The sequence below is a fragment of the Pseudomonas sp. GW821-FHT01E05 genome (assembly GCF_059422425.1).
In genome coordinates, this window is record NZ_JBWKWW010000021.1 from 14,553 (window position 1) to 32,358 (window position 17,806).

The following is a 17,806-nucleotide window of genomic DNA, read 5'->3' on the forward strand; positions in this document are numbered from 1 at the left end:
TCAGATCGCTGAGCCGAGTTGGAAGATGGGCAGGTACATGGCTACCACCAGACCGCCGACGATAACGCCAAGAGTCACCATGATGAACGGCTCCATCAGACTGGTCAGGTTATCGACCATATTGTCGACTTCACCCTCATAGTAAGTTGCGACCTTTTCCAGCATGTCGTCCAGTGCACCCGATTCTTCGCCAATGGCGGTCATCTGGATCGCCATGTTCGGGAAGACGCCGCAAGTGCGCATGGAGAAATTCAGCTGTATGCCGTTCGAGACATCCTGCCTGATGCGATTGACCGCATTCGTGAACACGATATTGCCTGTGACGCCAGCCACCGAATCCAGAGCTTGCACCAGTGGTACGCCGGCAGCAAAGGTGGTGGAGAGTGTGCGGGCATAACGAGCCACGGCTGATTTGTACATCAGCGTGCCCACCAGCGGCAGTTTCAGCAGGCTGACGTCCAGCCAGTCACGCAAGCGTTGTGAACGTTTGCGCGTATGCCGGAAACCAAATACCACAGCGACAATCCCGACCAGCACCAGTAGCCACCACTGCTGCATGAACTCCGAGAGGGCGATGACCATCAGGGTGAAGGCCGGGAGTTGCGCACCTAAACCTGAAAATACCGTCTGGAATTGCGGGACCACCTTGACCAGCAGAATGCCAGTCACAATGCTCGCGACGAAGATCACGGCCAAGGGGTAGGTCATGGCTTTCTTGATCCTGGCTTTGAGGGTTTCACTCTTTTCCTTGTAGGTTGCCACCCGCTCCAACAAGGTTTCCAGAGCTCCGGCCTGCTCACCGGCGTCCACCAGGTTGCAGTACAGGTCATCGAAATACCGCGGTTTTTTGCGCAGCGCTGCGGCAAAACTGTTGCCGGCCGCGACTTCCTGTTTCACCTCGCTCACCAATTTGCGCATGTTGGGGTTATCGAAACCTTCACCGATGATGTCGAAGGACTGCAGCAACGGTACTCCGGCTTTCATCATGGTCGCCATCTGACGGGTGAACAGAGCGATATCCACGGGTTTGATGCGTTTGCCGGCGTTAAAGATCGAGCCGTTTTTTTTTCGTACTTTGCCCGGGCTAATGCCTTGCTTGCGTAACTGCGCCTTGATCAGCAGCGGATTATGGCCGCTCAGTTCGCCGGTCATTTTGGTGCCTTTTCTATCGGTACCTTCCCACGCGTAAACACTGACTTTTACTGCTTTGACTGCCATCGTTCAGTCTCACCACTTTATCGATCCCGGCTCGCCCCACCGTGTTGGCAGGGTGTTGACCCGCAAGTCGATGGATTTGATTTATAGCGTAGTCGGTCAGATCAGCAAGCCAGCGGCAGGCGAGTGACAAAAAGTGTCATTTTGTGCAGTTTCTGGGGATAAGGGCGATGCGCCAGCAGCCTCGCGCACCCGCAGACAAAGGCCCAACGTGTTTGGCATGCACTGTGCATTGACCTGTATAGGTCATCAGACTTCACTTAATGCCTGGAGCTCGTCTATGAATAGTCAAAAAGGGTTTACCTTGATCGAGCTGTTGATCGTGGTCGCGATCATCGGCATTTTGGCCACCTTTGCGTTGCCGCTTTATACGAAATATCAGGCGCGGGCCAAGAGTACGGCCGGTCTGGCAGAGATATCCGCGCTGAAAGTTTCATTTGAAGACATCATCAATCAGGGCACCGATCCGACATTAGCCTTGGTGGGCGGCACCGCTACTACGTCTAACTGCACAATGACCGCATCAGGTACCGCCTCGACGGGTGCAGGCACAATTGCTTGCACGATTCTGAATGCTCCGGGCCCTGTGCTGAGCAAAACCATCACTCTCACCCGCACACACGACGAGGGCTGGACCTGCTCTACCACTGTGGAGCCTGAGTACTCTCCAAAAGGTTGTGCTGCCAGCGGTACGTAGCGTTCTCGCAAGCCGGTAATACCAGTAAGAAATGCCCCGGCTAGTGAAGTCAGGGCACTTCTTATGGGGAAAATCGAAGATGAACCGAGGGTGATCAGCGGCGTCGTTTCAGTCTATTCATAGCAGGTTAGATCAAACTGTAAATGGCCAGAAACTCAGGGTGTCAGGAACTTTTGTGATACTCGCAACTTGCATGCAGATTACATACAGGTCATGCAATCTGCACGATTCAGGAACTTTGCTTATATCTCAATACATTGATTTTTAAGCATTTATTTTCATCCTGGAGTTGGCACAACGCCTGCTATATCTCTGCTAGACCCTGTCGCCAAAGCACGGCGCAGGCTTTCTGGAAAAACAGGAGTTACTCGTATGAAGAGGTTCGCTATCGCCGCCGCTACGGCAACCACTCTGACCCTGACCATGGCCAACGCTGCATTTGCCCAGACCACTCAAACCACCCAGTCGCCAATGCTTGTGGCTGCAGGTGAAATGGCCAAGGTCAAGGAAGTCACTTCTGACACCTGGATCACGACTAAAGTGAAAAGCGATCTGGTAACCGAGAAAGGTATTCCTGGCACTGACATCAAAGTTGAAACCAACAAAGGCGTGGTTTCTTTGTCCTCGACTGTTCTTGTAACCGACGCACAGAAAAAAATGGCAGTGGATATCACCAGGAAAATCAAAGGCGTAAAAGCCGTATCGGCTGACGGTCTGAAAGCCGAGTAGGGTTCAAGCTTCTCGCCTGGGCTGGGAGAAGGGGACGACAGGCGCTCCAGCAGTACGCCTGTCATTCCTCCAAGGTTCATGCCAAAGGCCATGCAGACGTGGTCATTACAGAATCCGGCACTGAGTGTCGGAGCTTGTTTTATTTGAAGCGCAGCGTATCGGCTTGAGCCTGGCTGGCGGCAGAGGCCAATGCCAGGCTGAGCAAGAAGCGTGTTTGCATGTTTACTCGCTGTCCAGATGCAGCGGCGTGATTACCCGACCATCACTTTGAGCTTGCCCAAGATTAGCGTCGATGAAGTAAACCCGATCGTCAGCCAACTGCCCTTTGTCCACCAGAAAGTCCTTGATGCTGCTGGCCCGATCTTGTCCCAGTTGACGTAGGAGAACGTCGCTTTCGCTCCAGAATTTAATCAAACCCTCACGCAGCTTTGCCGTGCGTTCGTCGCGGCTCAGTTGCGTCCATTCGGCCGGTGGCTGTGTTTTCAGGCGGGTGCGATAGATGCCTTCGAGCAACGGCGCCTTTTCGCTGTCCGGCACCTCTAACAGCGAGGCTTGCGCAGGGACCTTCTCACCGCGGCGTTGAAGCATTTTGTAGTAGTTGTATTGATATTCACGCTCTAGCCGCTGTTCGGCGATCGGTGGGCCGTCACTGCTCTGGGCGCTGGTGCCTTCAATCTCCAGTTTCAGGGCCGGGCGCTCTTTCAGGGCGTTGGCCAGTTTGGTCAACGTCGATTCGGAGTCCTTACTCAGGTCACTGGAGCCTGGAGCGAACAACACGCTGCCGAGATCTTCCGAGCCGCCGCCGCCGCTGACCAGACCGCCAATAAACTTGAACGGAGCTTCAACCGCTCGCAGCACCAGATTGCGCAGGGTCTGCCAGATGACCGGCATCACGCTGAACTGGGGATTGTTCAAGTCACCGCTTATCGGGAGCTCGATGGAAATTTTTCCGTCCGAGTCTTTGAGCAGTGCGATTGCCAGGCGAATCGGCAGGTCTACGGCATCCGGGCTGTCGACTTTTTCACCCAGTTGCAGTTGCTCGACCACCATTTTGTTTTCGGCTTTCAACTGACCTTTGCTGATCAGGTAATGCAAGTCGAGATTGAGTCGGCCCTTGCGAATGCGGAAACCGGCGAACTTGCCGGAGTAGGGCGTCAGGGTTGTCAGCTCGACACGTTTGAAGCTGGTGGCGATATTCAGCGCCGCCATTGGGTCGAAGGGGTTCACGCTGCCTTTGATGGTGACCGGGGCGTAACGGTCGACCTTGCCTTTGATATCGACGCTCGCCGGCTTTGCCTGGCGGCTGTCGATGGTGCCGATCTGACCATTGAGCTGTTGAATGGCGGTGGCGAAGTTTGGTGTCAGGCTCAAGTCGGCGAAGTTGGCCGAGCCGTCGTTGATGGCGATTTCACCAATATGGATACCCAGCGGTTTTTCGTTGCTGGTGGCGGCCGGTTTAATGGCGCTTTTGCTGCCGTTGTCAGCTGGCTGCGGGATCAACAGATCATCGATATTGGTGGTGCGGTCATCGTTGATCATGAAGCGCACGTATGGCTGTAACAGGTTGACCTTGGTGATCGACAGGCTGTCGCCGTGTTGGTAATTCAACCCTTCGAGCACCAATTGCTGCCACTTGAGGAAGTCGCGGGTCTTCAAGGTATCCAGGGTGTGCAACTGATCGACCTGAGCCCGACCGGTGACGTTGAACGCCAACGGCTCGGTGCTTTTGAGATTGACTGCCAGATCACTGCCAAGCATGCCGCTGCGCAGCTCCAGGCGAATGAATGGACTGATATAGGACTGGGCGACGCGCAGGTCGATGTCTTTGGTCTGCACCTGCAGCCTGGCACTGACCGGGCTCAGATTGACTTCGCCGCTTGCCTGGATCTTGCCCTGCTTGCCCAGCCCGGTATCGAGCTTGAGGGTGAAAGGCGACTGATTGAGGCTGTCGAAGTTTTGCAGGTCCAGATTCAGCGGGCCGAGTTCCAGCTCCACCGCTGGTTGTGCCTGGCGATCCGCCAAATGGACCTGGTAGTTACGTAGTTGCACGTCCTTCAACAGGACCTTCCAGGGTTTGTTTGGGGCGCTCGGTGCCGGCTTGGGCGAGTCGGCTGCTGCCGGAGCACTGGCAGGCTCCGGTTTCGTAGCGGGCTTGGCCGGTTGGCTGGCAAAGAGTTTCTGCCAATCGAGTTGACCATCGGCTTCGCGGGCAGCCCAGGTTTCCAGTTTCTGGCTGCGGATCTTGCCGACGATTACTTGCTGCTTGAGCAGATCGACCGAGGTCTCGCTGACATCCAGCCGCTCCAGGCGTGCCAGTGGCCGGCCGTCGGGCGCTTTGATTGCAAATGGCGCCACGCTTAGCGAGGTGTCGCTGAGCAGCAATTCGGTTTCTTTGGCCAGGTTGAGTTTGTAATGAGTGCTGAGGTTCAGGATTCCGTCTTCGAGCACCAGCGGCACGGCATCGCGCACGTACGGCCACCAGACTTTCATTTTGCCGTCGGTGACTTTCAGTGTGCCTTCGGAGGCGATCGGCACCAGGCTGAAATTGCCGGTCCAGTCGAGATGCCCACCTTCGGGACCTGCCGCGACCAGGGTCATGTCGGCATTGTCATTGGGCAAGGTGCTGAGGTTTTTCAGTTCGAGGTCGAGCGTGTTGTAAAGAAATTCGATGGGCTCGCTTGGGCGCGCATCCTGGAAATGCACATAGCCACCTGCCAGCTTGATGCGCTCAATGCGCAGCGGGAATGGTTTGGCTTGAGGATCGACAGGTGTCGGCTCGCTGGCGGGCAGTTTGAACAGTCCCAGCAGATTGAGCTTGCCGTCTTTGCCGAACAGGATTTCGGTCTTGGGCTTGTCCAACTCGACATCGGCCAAGTGCAGTGCACGGGTCCAGAGGCTGTCGATCTGCAGATTGGCGTACAACCGTTCGAAGCCGATTTGCTCCTTCCCCGGCTCACCGATATTCAGACCCCACAAGGTCAGCTCCAGACTGAAGGGGTTGAGCTCGATCCGATTGATGTGTGCCGGGACTGTTGCGTAGTTGGCCAATTGTTGATTGACGACTCGCAAGGCGATGCCCGGCAATATCAGAAACCCCAGCAAGCTATAAAGGGCGAGAGCGGTCAGCAAGGCGCCAATAGCGCGAATCAATCCTTTGGGCATCTGGGGTGTCATCTATCTGAATCGGAAGTGCGTTGGAGTATGGCACGCGTTTCCGGTTCCAAAGCAATCGCCGTTATCAGGATTTTTTCTGATTTTGACAGGCGACTCAAAGTTGCAGAATCAGCGTTTTCAAGGGTGGTTGCTGATCCATGGAAGGGAAGTCGCTGCCCGGGATCAGTACCTGCCAGTCGCGCACCGGACGCCCGGCCTTTTCAGCACAGCGCAGTACCTGTTCTCGCCAGTCGTCCATGCTGACCTTTGCCAGATTGTTGCAGCAGATCAGTACGCCATTTTCTGCGGTGCTCAGCAGGGCCGGTTTGAGCAGGCTTTGATAGTCGCGCAACAGGTCAACGGTGCCAAAAGCACTTTTGGCCCAGGCGGGTGGGTCGAGCAGGACCAGGTCGTATTGGCGCTGTTCCAGGCGTGGATAGCTCGGCAATTTGTGACGGCGCTGAATGATTGGCAAACCGGCCAGTTGACGGATCGCTGCAAAATAGTCGGACTGAATGAACTGCATTTTCGGCAATTGTGGATTGAGCTGGCCGTTCTCACGGCCGACCGCCAGATTGCCCTCGGCAAAGTCCAGATTGCACACCTCGCTGGCGCCGCCAGCGGCTGCGCTCAAGCCGACGCCGCAGGTGTAGGCGAACAGGTTCAGTACGCTTTTACCGGCGCTGTGGTCTTTGACCCAGCCACGAGCATTACGCAGATCAAGAAACAACAAAGGGTCCTGTCCGGCATGACGGCCGCGGACGCGGTAATTCAAACCCCATTCGTGGCCGATCATATCTTCCAGGGCGGCGTCTTCGGCACGGTAGACCGAGTCTTCCCGATCGATGCGCGAATTGCCCCGGGAGCGGTCGTTGTAGACCAGCAGGGTGTTCAGGTCCAGATGCTGATTGATGGTTTCATGCAGTTGCAGCAGTGCGTCGCGTTCCAACGGCTGGTGAAAGCTTTGCACCAGCAGTTGCGGGCCGTAACGGTCAATGGTCAGGCCGCCGGCACCTTCCTGGCTGCCATGGAACAACCGATAGCAGTCGGTGCCTTGCTGATGCAGTTCAGCGAGCAGGTCTTTGCGATGATCGAGGGCGGCGCGCAGCGCCTGATTCAAGGAAGACATGCCGGGCGCCTTGCAAGGTGATTGGGCGCGGCAGTCTATCAGTTTCACCGCAGCCCCTGTAGGAGCAGCCGGTCGACGCTCCTGCAAGGCGGGGAGAACTAGCGCTCGATCGCCAATGCCACACCCTGACCGCCACCGATGCACAAGGTTGCGAGGCCTTTTTTCGCATCGCGTTTGATCATCTCGTGGAGCAGGGTCACCAGCACACGGCAGCCTGAGGCACCGATCGGGTGGCCGAGGGCAATGGCGCCGCCATTGACGTTGACCTTGCTGGTATCCCAACCCAGTTCCTTGCCGACCGCCAATGCTTGTGCGGCAAAGGCTTCGTTGGCTTCGATCAGGTCCAGTTGATCCAGCGTCCAGCCGGCCTTGTCCAGGCAGCGACGTGTGGCGCTGACGGGGCCGATGCCCATGATTGCCGGGTCAACGCCTGCGTTGGCATAAGCGCTGACTTTCGCCAGCACTGGCAGTCCGAGAGCGCGGGCTTTGGCGGCGCTCATCAGAATCACTGCGGCGGCACCATCGTTCAGTGACGAGGCGTTGCCGGCGGTGACCGAGCCGTCTTTCTTGAAGGCGGGTTTGAGCTTGCTCAGGGATTGCGCCGTGGTATGGGCCCGTGGCTGCTCATCGGTGGTGAAGGCGAGCGGGTCACCTTTGCGCTGGGGGATCAGGATCGGAGTGATTTCATCGACGAAACGCCCGGCTTCGATGGCCGCCACAGCTTTCTGTTGCGAGGCTGCGGCGAACGCATCCTGTGCTTCACGGCTGATGTCGTACTTGGCCACCAGGTTTTCCGCGGTGATCCCCATGTGGTAATCGTTGAAGGCATCCCACAAGCCGTCGCTGATCATGGTGTCGACGATCTGGCCGTGGCCCATGCGCAAACCGGTGCGTGCGCCGGGCATGACATAGTTGGACAGGCTCATGTTCTCCTGACCGCCGGCAATGATCACTTCGGCATCGCCGCAGCGAATGGCCTGGGTCGCCAGATGCAGCGCCTTGAGGCCCGAACCGCAGACCTTGTTCAGGGTCATGGCGGGAACGGCGTGAGGCAGGCCGGCCTTGATCGCGGCCTGACGGGCAGGGTTTTGCCCGGCGCCAGCGGTGAGGACCTGGCCCATGATCACTTCGTCGACCTGCGCACCGTCCAGACCGGTTTGCGCCAGCAACTGAACGATCACCGCAGCGCCCAGATCAACGGCAGAAATATTCGCCAACGAACCCTGGAAACTACCCACAGCGGTCCGGGTGGCGGCAACGATTACGACGTCTTGCATGGCACAGGTCCTCTTTATTGTTGGATGTCACCTCGGTTCGCGGCCGACCTTGTGAAGCGGGGAGCTCGTGCCTGAGGCGTTGACGATCAAGACCGCATGGTTGCACACAAAACCTGAGCGGTTCCAATCGCGAACCGGCCGGTCGCGTTTTGTTCATGCCGTCTCAGGTCTGCAAACCCATGCGGCGCCGGGCACGATGCACCGAGCCGTTGCGCACCGCCCAGCGCAGCAACGGCGCACTGCGGTTGACGCTGGCGCGGATCAATTGGCGTTGCAGCGAGCCTTGGCTGACACCCAGCATGTCGCTCGCCCAGTCTGGTAACAAATCGATACCGGCCTGCATCATCAGCGCACCGAAGGGCTTGGCCAAACGGCTCGGTGCCGGGGCGTCCAGCAGTAGGCGCAGCACTTCGTGGCTGCGCTCATCGCACACCAACTGTGGGCGGATTCGTACAAGGTAGTCGGCAATTTCCTGGCGTGAACGCGGTACATCCTGGGCACCAAGGCGCTCGGCGACCACGGCGATTTCCGCGTAGTAACGATCCTGATCGGCCGGCGACAGATTCGGGTTGCGGTAGCGCAGGTGAGCGGTGAGGAAGTTGCTCACCTCAGCCACGTGCACCCAGGTCAGCAGCTGCGGGTCGCTGGCCGCATAAGGCTGGCCATCGGGCGCGGTGCCGACCACTTGCAGGTGGATGGTGCGAACCTTGTCGATCAGCCACTCGGCGTCCTGTCGAGAGCCGAAGGTAGTGCCGGAAATAAACTGCCCGGTACGGCGCAGTCGGCCGAGCATGTCCTCACGGAAGTTCGAGTGATCCCAGACCCCGGCCAGCGCCAGTGGATGCAGGGCTTGCAGCATCAAGGCGCTGATGCCGCCGATCAACATGCTGCTGAAGTCACCATGCACTTGCCAACTGACCGAATCCGGGCCGAACAGACCGGGATCGCCCTTGGGGTTCTCCAGATCAAGCTTGCCGAGGGACAGGCCGCTCAGGCTCATGATCTGGGTTTCGATACGACTACGAATGAATTCCATGACTGCTCGGTTGTTACAGCGCTAAGCAAGGCGCGGCGTTGGCCGCGCAGGTTTATTGGTTCAGGCGTTTGTCGATCAGACCCTCGACCACGCTCGGGTCGGCCAGGGTCGAAGTATCGCCCAGGCTGTCCAGTTCATTGCAGGCAATCTTGCGCAGAATCCGTCGCATGATCTTGCCCGAACGGGTTTTCGGCAAGGCCGGTGCCCACTGGATCAAATCCGGTTTGGCGAAGCTGCCGATTTCTTTGCTGACATGCGCCAGTAGTTCTTTCTTCAGTGCGTCACTGGGTTCGATGCCATTCATCGGTGTGACAAAGGCATAGATCCCCTGGCCTTTGACGTCGTGGGGGTAACCGACGACTGCGGCCTCGGCGATGCTGTCGTGCAGAACCAGCGCGCTTTCTACTTCAGCGGTGCCGATGCGGTGCCCGGACACGTTGATCACGTCATCGATACGCCCGGTGATCCAGTAATCGCCGTCGTCGTCGCGACGGGCGCCGTCGCCAGTGAAGTAATAGCCCGGGTAGGGTTTGAAGTAGGTTTCAAGCATGCGTTTCGGGTCGCCGTAGACGCTGCGGATCTGCGCCGGCCAGCTGGCCTTGATCACCAGTATGCCGCTACCGGCGCCGCTGATTTCCTTGCCTTGTTCGTCCAGCAACACCGGTTGTACGCCGAACATTGGCTGGGTGGCGCAGCCGGGTTTGATTCGGCGGGTGCTGACCAGCGGGCTGAGCATGATGCCGCCGGTTTCGGTCTGCCACCAGGTATCGACGATCGGACACCGTTGCTCGCCGACGGCATTGAAATACCATTCCCAGGCTTCCGGGTTGATGGGTTCACCGACAGTGCCCAACAACCGCAGGCTGCTGCGCGATGTCTCTTGCAACGGCTCTGTGCCTTCACGCATCAGCGCGCGCAATGCGGTGGGCGCAGTGTAGAAGATGTTGACGTGATGTTTGTCGATGACCTGCCAGAACCGCGAGCTGGTCGGGTAGTTCGGCACGCCCTCGAAGATCAGTGTGGTCGCGCCATTGGCCAACGGCCCGTAGACGATGTAGCTGTGGCCGGTGACCCAGCCGACATCGGCGGTGCACCAGAAGACTTCGCCGTCACGGTAGTCGAATACGTACTTGAAGGTCATCGCCGCTTGCAGCAGGTAGCCGCCAGTGGTGTGCAGTACACCTTTGGGTTTGCCGGTGCTGCCAGAGGTGTAAAGGATGAACAGTGGGTCTTCAGCGCCCATTGGTTCGGGGGGGCAGTCGTCACTCATGCTGCGTAGGGCCTGGTGATACCAGAGGTCACGGCCTTCGACCCAGTTGACCTCATTTTGGGTGTGCTCGACCACCAGCACCGTGCTGACGTCCGGACAGCTGAGCAGGGCTTTGTCGACGTTCTTTTTCAGTGGGACAAGCTTACTGCCGCGCACGCCTTCATCGGCGGTGATCACAGTGCGACAGTCGGCGTCGAGAATCCGGTCACGCAGGGCGTCCGGGGAAAAACCACCGAAGACCACCGAGTGCACCGCGCCAATGCGTGTGCAGGCGAGCATGGCGTAGGCGGCTTCGGGAATCATCGGCATGTAGATACAGACCCGGTCGCCTTTTTTAACGCCACGACTTTTCAGTACGTTGGCCAGGCGGCAGACGTTGTGATGAAGTTTTTTATAGGTGATCTGCGCCGATTCGGCGGGGTCGTCGCCTTCCCAGATGATCGCGATCTGGTCGCCGCGCTGTTCAAGATGGCGGTCGATGCAGTTGTAACTGACGTTCAGTTGGCCGCCCGCGAACCAGCTCGCCGCGCCGGTTTTCAGATCCGCGTGGTGAACGCTTTGCCACGGTGTTGACCAGTCGAGGAAACGCTTGGCCTGATCAGCCCAGAAGATGTCGGGTTGCTCGATGGATTGGCGGTACAGGCGCTGGTAGTCGTCCTGACTCAGTTGCGCAGCCCGGCGGACGGCATCGGCTTTGGGGAAAGTGCTGATATCGAACATGACGGTTCCTTATTCTTGTTTTGCGACAAGTGATAAAGATGCGCCGAGTAGCAGGTGGGTTCAAGAGGGGGAAGAAGCGACTCTGTAGGAGCCGAGCTTGCTCGCGATGAACGATAACGCGGTGTACCTGATACACCGCGGCGTCTGCATCGCGAGCAAGCTCGGCTCCTACGGGAGCAAGTTTCAGATTACCCGCGGTGACGACCGCGGAAGTAGTTGATCAGGCCCTGGGTGGATGCGTCTTCGGCCAGGGTTTCTTCGCTGCCGACCAGACGGTTGTAGACGCCTTTGCCCAGCTCTTTACCCAGCTCCACACCCCATTGGTCGAAGGCGTTGATGCCCCAGATCACGCTTTGCACGAAGACTTTGTGTTCGTACATTGCCACCAGTGCGCCGAGGCGACGCGGGCTGATGCGTTCGACGACCAGCGTGTTGCTTGGACGGTTGCCCGGGATCACCTTGTGCGGCGCAAGCTTCTGCACCTCGTCCTCGCTCATGCCCTTGTCACGCAGTTCGGCTTCGGCCTCGGCGCGAGTCTTGCCGAGCATCAGCGCCTGGCTTTGCGACAGGCAGTTGGCGTACAGCCATTGGTGATGGTCGGCCACCGGGTTGAAGCTGACGATCGGCACGATGAAGTCGGCCGGAATCAACTGGGTGCCCTGGTGCAGCAACTGATGGTATGCATGCTGACCGTTGCAACCTACGCCACCCCAGATGACCGGGCCGGTGTCGGTGGACACCGGTGTTCCGTCCTGGCGCACGCTCTTGCCGTTGGATTCCATGTCCAGTTGCTGCAAGTGCTTGGTGATGTTGCGCAGGTAGTGGTCGTACGGCAGGATCGCGTGGCTTTGCGCGCCCCAGAAATTGCCGTACCAGACGCCGAGCAACGCCAGCAGCACCGGCATGTTCTTTTCGAATGGCGCGCTCTGGAAGTGCTGGTCCATGGTGTAGGCGCCGGACAGCAACTCCTTGAAGTTGGACATGCCGATGGCCAGGGCGATCGGCAAGCCGATGGCCGACCACAGCGAGTAACGCCCGCCAACCCAGTCCCACATCGGGAAGATGTTCTCTTCGCGAATACCGAACGCCACGGCGGCGGCATTGTTGCTGGAGACTGCGATGAAGTGACGATACAGTTCGGCTTCAGAGCCACCCTGGGCCAGATACCAGGCACGAGCGGCCTGAGCGTTTTTCAGGGTTTCCAGGGTGTTGAAGGATTTCGAGGAAACGATGAACAGCGTGGTCTCTGCACGAATCTTCGCCGACAGCTCGTGGAACTCGCTGCCGTCGATGTTCGCCAGGTAATGGCAGCGCACGCCTTTCTGGGCGTAGGACAGTAGCGCTTCGGAGACCAGCTCCGGACCGAGGAACGAGCCACCGATACCAATGTTCACCACGTCGGTGATCGGCTTCTCGGTGTAACCGCGCCACAGACCGTCGTGGATCCGGCCGACCAACTCAGTGATCTGGTTCAGAACCTTGTGCACTTCCGGCATCACGTTGACGCCGTTCACCGACAGCTTGTCGCCTACCGGGCGGCGCAGTGCGGTGTGCAGGGCAGGGCGGCCTTCAGAAGAGTTGACCAGCTCGCCAGCGAACAGCGCCTTGATCGCGTCCTGCAGACCGGCTTCGTTACCCAGGCCCACCAGCAGGTCGCGGGTTTCTTTGTTGATCAGGTTTTTCGAGTAATCGAGAAAAAGCCCACAGCCGCTCAAGGTGAATTCATTGAAGCGCTGGGGGTCGGCATTGAACGCTTCGCGCATGCTGAAATCCTGCATGGCTTCGCGGTGTTGATTCAACGCTTGCCAGGCGGGCAGAGCGGTAACGTCGTGAGGAGTGCGGTAGTACGCCATCGCAGCGGGTTTCCTTTTACTTGAACTGCCTTTTGGACACTAAAAAGCCCGGAATGTCCTGCTCAGTCACAAGACAATGTCCAGTCAACCTGCGTTAACACGATTGAAAAGCGCAGGGCGAATACAGTAAACCTCGCGTCTTGATCTGTCTTGGCTTTGTCTGACCGGTGAACGGTACTTTTTTATAACATCGCGACCGGCGGACATGACCGCCAGGCTTTCAGTGTGGAGAAATGCGCGGTTGGTCAGGCGACCTGAACCGGGATGGCATTGCTGGTGTGGCTCAGTTCATTGCCCGGCGCCATGTAGAGCATGCGCGGCTTGAAGTTGAGCAGTTCAGCTTCGCTGTAGTGGGCATAGGCGCAGATGATTACCCGATCACCGACCTTGGCTTTGTGTGCTGCGGCGCCGTTGACCGAAATCATGCGTGAGCCTTCTTCGCCACGGATCGCATAAGTGGTGAAGCGCTCGCCGTTGTCGACGTTGTAGATCTGGATCTGTTCGTACTCGCGGATTCCGGACAAGTCCAGCCATTCGCCATCGATGGCGCAAGAGCCTTCGTAGTCGAGCACAGCATGGGTGACTTCGGCGCGATGCAACTTGGCTTTGAGCATGATGGCGTGCATGAATGTTTCCTTGGTCAGATCCGAACGGCGGGGAGTTTGCCCGAAGCCTTTGAGGCGGGCAATATGTGGGAAGGGCCGGGCGACGTTCGCTTGCTCGCGATAGCGGTCTGGCAGTCAACATCTTTGTTGAATGTTAAGCCGTCATCGCGAGCAAGCGAACGTCGCCCGGCCCGCTCCCACAAGTATGTGGCGGAGCCGCTTTCTTTTACGCGTCGAGGTTCAAATGCAGGTTGTCGATCAGCCGGGTGGCGCCCAGATAGGCTGCGGCGAGGATCACCAGGTCGCGGTCATCCGCGGTGGCCGGACGCAGGCTCAGTGCCTGGCGGATTTCCAGGTAGTCGGGGCGAAAGCCGGCCGCTTCGAGCTTTTGGTTATGCATTGAGAGGAGCTTGGGGTAATTGCGCTCGCCTTGTTCGATGGCTTCGGCAATCTGGCTCAGGCTGCGGTACAAGGCCGGTGCGATGGCGCGTTGTTCCTCCGTGAGGTAGCCGTTGCGCGAGGATAGCGCCAGACCATCAGCGGCGCGGACGGTCGGCTCGCCAATAATCTGGATCGGCAGGTTCAGGTCGTGGACCAGGGCGCGAATGACCGCCAGTTGCTGGAAGTCTTTCTGGCCGAAGATCGCCAGATCTGGCTGGACCATATTGAACAACTTGCAGACCACCGTCGCCACGCCCTCGAAATGACCGGGACGGCTGGCGCCGCACAGACCTTCGGACAGTTGCGGGACGCTGACCCGAGTCTGGCCGGCCATGCCGTCCGGGTACATTTCTTCAACACCTGGGGCAAATAGCAGATGGCAGCCGGCCTGGAGCAGTTTCTCCTGATCGGCAGCCAGGGTCCGCGGGTACTTGTCGAGGTCTTCACCCGCGCCGAATTGCAGCGGGTTGACGAAAATGCTCGCCACCACGAAATCCACTCGCTGGGCCGCCTTGGTCACCAGCGCCACATGGCCGCTGTGCAGGTTGCCCATGGTCGGCACGAAGCCGATACGCTTGCCTTCGCTGCGGGCGCGGGCTACAGCGGCGCGCAACTCGCGCACGGTCTTGACAGTGTTCATGCAGAGAATCCGTGTTCAGCGCCAGGGAAAGTTACGGCTTTGACTTCAGTGACGTATGCGTTCAAGGCCGCCTGAATGTTATCTTGACCCGCCATGAAGTTCTTCACGAACTTCGGTGCGCGGCCAGTGAGGGACAGGCCGAGCATGTCGTGCAGAACCAGCACCTGGCCGTCGGTGGCGCTACCGGCGCCGATCCCGATTACCGGAATCCTCACTGCCTGGGTGATCTCTTGTGCCAGTTCGCTCGGTACACACTCAAGCAGCAACATGGCGGCACCCGCCTGCTCCAGGGCAATGGCGTCGGCGCGCATCTGCCGGGCCTGGTTCTCATTGCGGCCCTGGACTTTATAGCCACCGAGGATGTTCACCGACTGCGGCGTCAACCCCATGTGTGCACATACCGGTACGCCGCGTTCAGCCAGCAGGCGGATCGACTCCGCCAGCCAGACCGCACCTTCGACCTTGACCATATGGGCCCCGGCCTGCATCAGCTGTGCGCTGTTGGTCAGGGCCTGTTCGGTGGTCGCGTAGGCCATGAACGGCAGGTCCGCGAGGATCAGTGCTCCGGTGTTACCGCGTTTGACGGCTGCAACGTGGTATGCCATGTCAGCGGTGGTCACTGGCAGTGTGCTGTCATGCCCTTGCAACACCATGCCGAGGGAATCGCCCACCAGCAGCACTTCGACGCCAGCCTGGCAGCAGGCGTGGGCGAAGGTTGCGTCATAGCAAGTCAGCATGGTGATTTTTTCACCTTTTTGCTTGAGGCTTTGCAGGGTGGTCAGGGTGATGTCTGGCATGAAAAAAGTCCTCATTCAGGCGCTGTGGAAACTACTGCGAGTAACGCGCGTGATTCGTCATTTATACAGGCGCACCCTCTTTCGTGGTGCTTATATGGCCTGGATTGCGCCCTTTAGCGCCGGGTTGGCGGCAGCGGGACGCCTATAGTCGTGAGGAGAACTCTGGAAGTCAATTGTGTGTGTTACCGCATTGTTACGGCGGTGGTGTTACCGACGTTACTGATGCGATTCAGCACCTCGCTCCTGCAAAAAATCAAAGCTACGCCAGACGTTCGAGTCCGATAAATGGACAGTTGGCGAGCAATTCACTGAGAAGTCGGCCATCAGCCAGTTGCAGGCCTGAGGGGGCCAGTTCGGCCAAGGGGTAGAGCACGAAGGCTCGGGCCTGCATGTGGTAGTGGGGGACTTTAAGGCGCGGTTCGTCAATCAGTCGGTTACCGAACAGCAGGATGTCCAGGTCCAGCGTGCGTGGTCCCCAGCGTTCATTGCGCTCGCGGCCCTGATCGTTTTCGATGGCTTGCAGCGCATCGAGCAGCTCCAGTGGCGCGAGTCTGCAGTCCAGCGCGGCCACGGCGTTGGTGTAACGCGGTTGACCGGGGAGCAGAGAGTCGCTCTGGAAGAAGGCTGACACGCCGACCAGTTCGGACTGCGGCAACTGCGCCAACGCATCGACGGCGTTACGCAATTGCTCCACCGGGGCTGCCAGGTTGCTGCCCATACCTATGTAGATGCGTTCCATGAACTTACTCGCCCGACGCGCTCGGTGTACCGGCAGTGGCACTGCGCTTGCGCTTGCTGGCACCGCTGCGGCGCCGTTTGCGCGGGGCACCGCTGGCGCTATCGTCCTTGCTGCTGAGGTCGCGGATCATGTCGCGCCGCTCGCTGTCGTTGCCGTCCTGATAATCGGTCCACCAATCGCCCAGGCCATGGGTCTGTTCGCCGGCACTTTCGCGCAGCAGCAAGAAGTCGTAACCGGCACGGAAGCGCGGGTTGTCCAGCAGTAGATCGGCCCGTTTGCCGCTGCGCCGAGGCAGGCGTTCCTGCATGTCCCAGATCTCGCGGATCGGCATGGTGAAGCGTTTCGGAATCGCGATGCGCTGGCACTGCTCGCTGATCAGCTCGTGAGCGGCTTCCTGCATCGCCGGAATCGGCGGCATGCCACGGTCCTGCAGACGCAGCACGCGGGCCGGCAGGGCAGGCCAGAGCAGGGCGGCGAACAGGAACGCTGGGGTGACCGGCTTGTTCTGCTTGATGCGCAGGTCGGTGTTGATCAAGGCTTCGCTGATCAGGGTGTGGGTGTACGTCGGGTTGTGTTCCAGTGCTTCGGCGCTGGCCGGGAACAATGGATCGAACAGCTGAAGGTCCACCAGCATTTCGAAGGTGTCGGCGGCATGCCCGGAGAGGAACAGCTTGAGCACTTCTTCGAACAGTCGGGCCGACGGGATTTCCCGCAGCATCGGCGCCAGCTCACGAATAGGCGCGGCGCTGTGCTTCTCGATGCCAAAGTCCAGTTTTGCGGCGAAACGCACGGCCCGCAGCATCCGTACCGGATCTTCTTGGTAACGTTGTCGTGGATCGCCGATCAGACGGATCAGGTGGTTGCGGATGTCGTGTACGCCGTTGGCGTAGTCGAGAATGCGTTCGCTGACCGGATCGTAATACAGGGCATTGATGGTGAAGTCGCGACGTTGAGCGTCTTCTTCCAGTGTGCCATAGACGTTGTCCCGCAGAATGCGCCCGCTTTCGTTACGAGAGGACTGGTTACTGTCTTCCTCGTCGTCGTTTTGCGGGTGATTGGCGCGGAAGGTCGCGACTTCAATGATTTCGCGGCCAAAGTGGATGTGCACCAGTTTGAAGCGACGGCCGATGATCCGCGCATTACGAAATTCGGCGCGAACCTGTTCCGGTGTGGCGCTGGTGGCAACGTCGAAGTCTTTGGGGGTGATGTTAAGCAACATGTCGCGCACACAGCCGCCGACCAGATAAGCCTGGTAGCCGGCGTTCTGCAGGCGTTCGACGATGTTTACCGCATAACGGCTGAACTGGGCGCGTTGCAGCGAATGCTGGCTGCTGTTGAGCACTTCAGGCGTGCTGCGAATGTGTTGCGTACGACGCAAGGGAGAACGGAATGACTGGAACAACTTCTTCAGCATGGGATGCACTGTTTGAAGGAATGTTCGGCCATAACGAAGAATGACCGCATGATGGGCGGGGATTCTAGCATTTAGTCGGGGGATGGTGTAG

Annotated in this window: 14 protein-coding genes; 2 read left to right on the plus strand and 12 right to left on the minus strand. The window is 58.7% G+C overall.

Features of this window, described 5'->3' with window-relative positions:
- Entirely contained in the window at positions 1-1,218 is a 1,218-nt protein-coding gene (locus tag AC07W5_RS28905; RefSeq protein ID WP_495024821.1) for a type II secretion system F family protein, read from the minus strand.
- Between the two features lie 277 nt (positions 1,219-1,495).
- Here AC07W5_RS28905 and AC07W5_RS28910 point away from each other — a divergent pair, with 277 nt between their 5' ends.
- Both AC07W5_RS28910 and AC07W5_RS28915 read left to right on the plus strand, forming a co-directional pair.
- Positions 1,496-1,912, plus strand: coding sequence for a pilin (locus tag AC07W5_RS28910; RefSeq protein WP_495011327.1), 417 nt, complete (start codon positions 1,496-1,498; stop codon positions 1,910-1,912).
- A 372-nt stretch (positions 1,913-2,284) separates the two neighbouring features.
- Positions 2,285-2,641, plus strand: a complete 357-nt coding sequence (locus tag AC07W5_RS28915) for a BON domain-containing protein (protein ID WP_495024822.1) — start codon at positions 2,285-2,287, stop codon at positions 2,639-2,641.
- Between the two features lie 222 nt (positions 2,642-2,863).
- Here the strand turns inward: AC07W5_RS28915 and AC07W5_RS28920 are convergent, their stop codons facing one another.
- The 11 genes from AC07W5_RS28920 to AC07W5_RS28970 form a co-directional block, all read right to left on the minus strand.
- Positions 2,864-5,803 (minus strand): DUF748 domain-containing protein, encoded by a 2,940-nt coding sequence (locus AC07W5_RS28920; protein WP_495024823.1) that lies wholly within the window; start codon positions 5,801-5,803, stop codon positions 2,864-2,866.
- A 106-nt stretch (positions 5,804-5,909) separates the two neighbouring features.
- The gene (locus AC07W5_RS28925; protein WP_494995662.1) at positions 5,910-6,923 is read right to left on the minus strand and encodes a class I SAM-dependent rRNA methyltransferase; all 1,014 of its coding nucleotides are present in this window, start codon (positions 6,921-6,923) and stop codon (positions 5,910-5,912) included.
- Positions 6,924-7,021: 98 nt separating this feature from the next.
- Positions 7,022-8,200: an acetyl-CoA C-acetyltransferase gene (locus AC07W5_RS28930; protein WP_494995663.1), complete on the minus strand. Its 1,179-nt coding sequence runs from the start codon at positions 8,198-8,200 to the stop codon at positions 7,022-7,024.
- 163 nt (positions 8,201-8,363) lie between these two features.
- The gene (locus tag AC07W5_RS28935; RefSeq protein ID WP_494995664.1) at positions 8,364-9,236 is read right to left on the minus strand and encodes an oxygenase MpaB family protein; all 873 of its coding nucleotides are present in this window, start codon (positions 9,234-9,236) and stop codon (positions 8,364-8,366) included.
- Positions 9,237-9,288: 52 nt separating this feature from the next.
- On the minus strand, positions 9,289-11,226 hold the full coding sequence (gene acs, locus AC07W5_RS28940; protein ID WP_494995665.1) for an acetate--CoA ligase: 1,938 nt from the start codon (positions 11,224-11,226) through the stop codon (positions 9,289-9,291).
- A 188-nt stretch (positions 11,227-11,414) separates the two neighbouring features.
- Positions 11,415-13,079 carry a glucose-6-phosphate isomerase gene (gene pgi, locus AC07W5_RS28945; protein WP_494995666.1) on the minus strand — a complete coding sequence of 555 codons (1,665 nt, stop codon included), beginning with the start codon at positions 13,077-13,079 and terminating at the stop codon, positions 11,415-11,417.
- 245 nt (positions 13,080-13,324) lie between these two features.
- On the minus strand, positions 13,325-13,705 hold the full coding sequence (gene panD, locus AC07W5_RS28950) for an aspartate 1-decarboxylase (protein ID WP_003228271.1): 381 nt from the start codon (positions 13,703-13,705) through the stop codon (positions 13,325-13,327).
- A 205-nt stretch (positions 13,706-13,910) separates the two neighbouring features.
- On the minus strand, positions 13,911-14,765 hold the full coding sequence (gene panC, locus AC07W5_RS28955; protein ID WP_495011331.1) for a pantoate--beta-alanine ligase: 855 nt from the start codon (positions 14,763-14,765) through the stop codon (positions 13,911-13,913).
- Entirely contained in the window at positions 14,762-15,562 is an 801-nt protein-coding gene (panB, locus tag AC07W5_RS28960) for a 3-methyl-2-oxobutanoate hydroxymethyltransferase (RefSeq protein WP_495024824.1), read from the minus strand. Before panB ends, panC begins: the two co-directional genes overlap by 4 nt.
- A gap of 259 nt (positions 15,563-15,821) precedes the next feature.
- On the minus strand, positions 15,822-16,301 hold the full coding sequence (folK, locus tag AC07W5_RS28965) for a 2-amino-4-hydroxy-6-hydroxymethyldihydropteridine diphosphokinase (protein WP_494995669.1): 480 nt from the start codon (positions 16,299-16,301) through the stop codon (positions 15,822-15,824).
- A gap of 4 nt (positions 16,302-16,305) precedes the next feature.
- A complete protein-coding gene (locus tag AC07W5_RS28970; RefSeq protein WP_494995670.1) occupies positions 16,306-17,715 on the minus strand; it encodes a polynucleotide adenylyltransferase PcnB in 1,410 nt (469 codons plus the stop codon).
- Between the last annotated feature and the right edge of the window lie 91 nt (positions 17,716-17,806).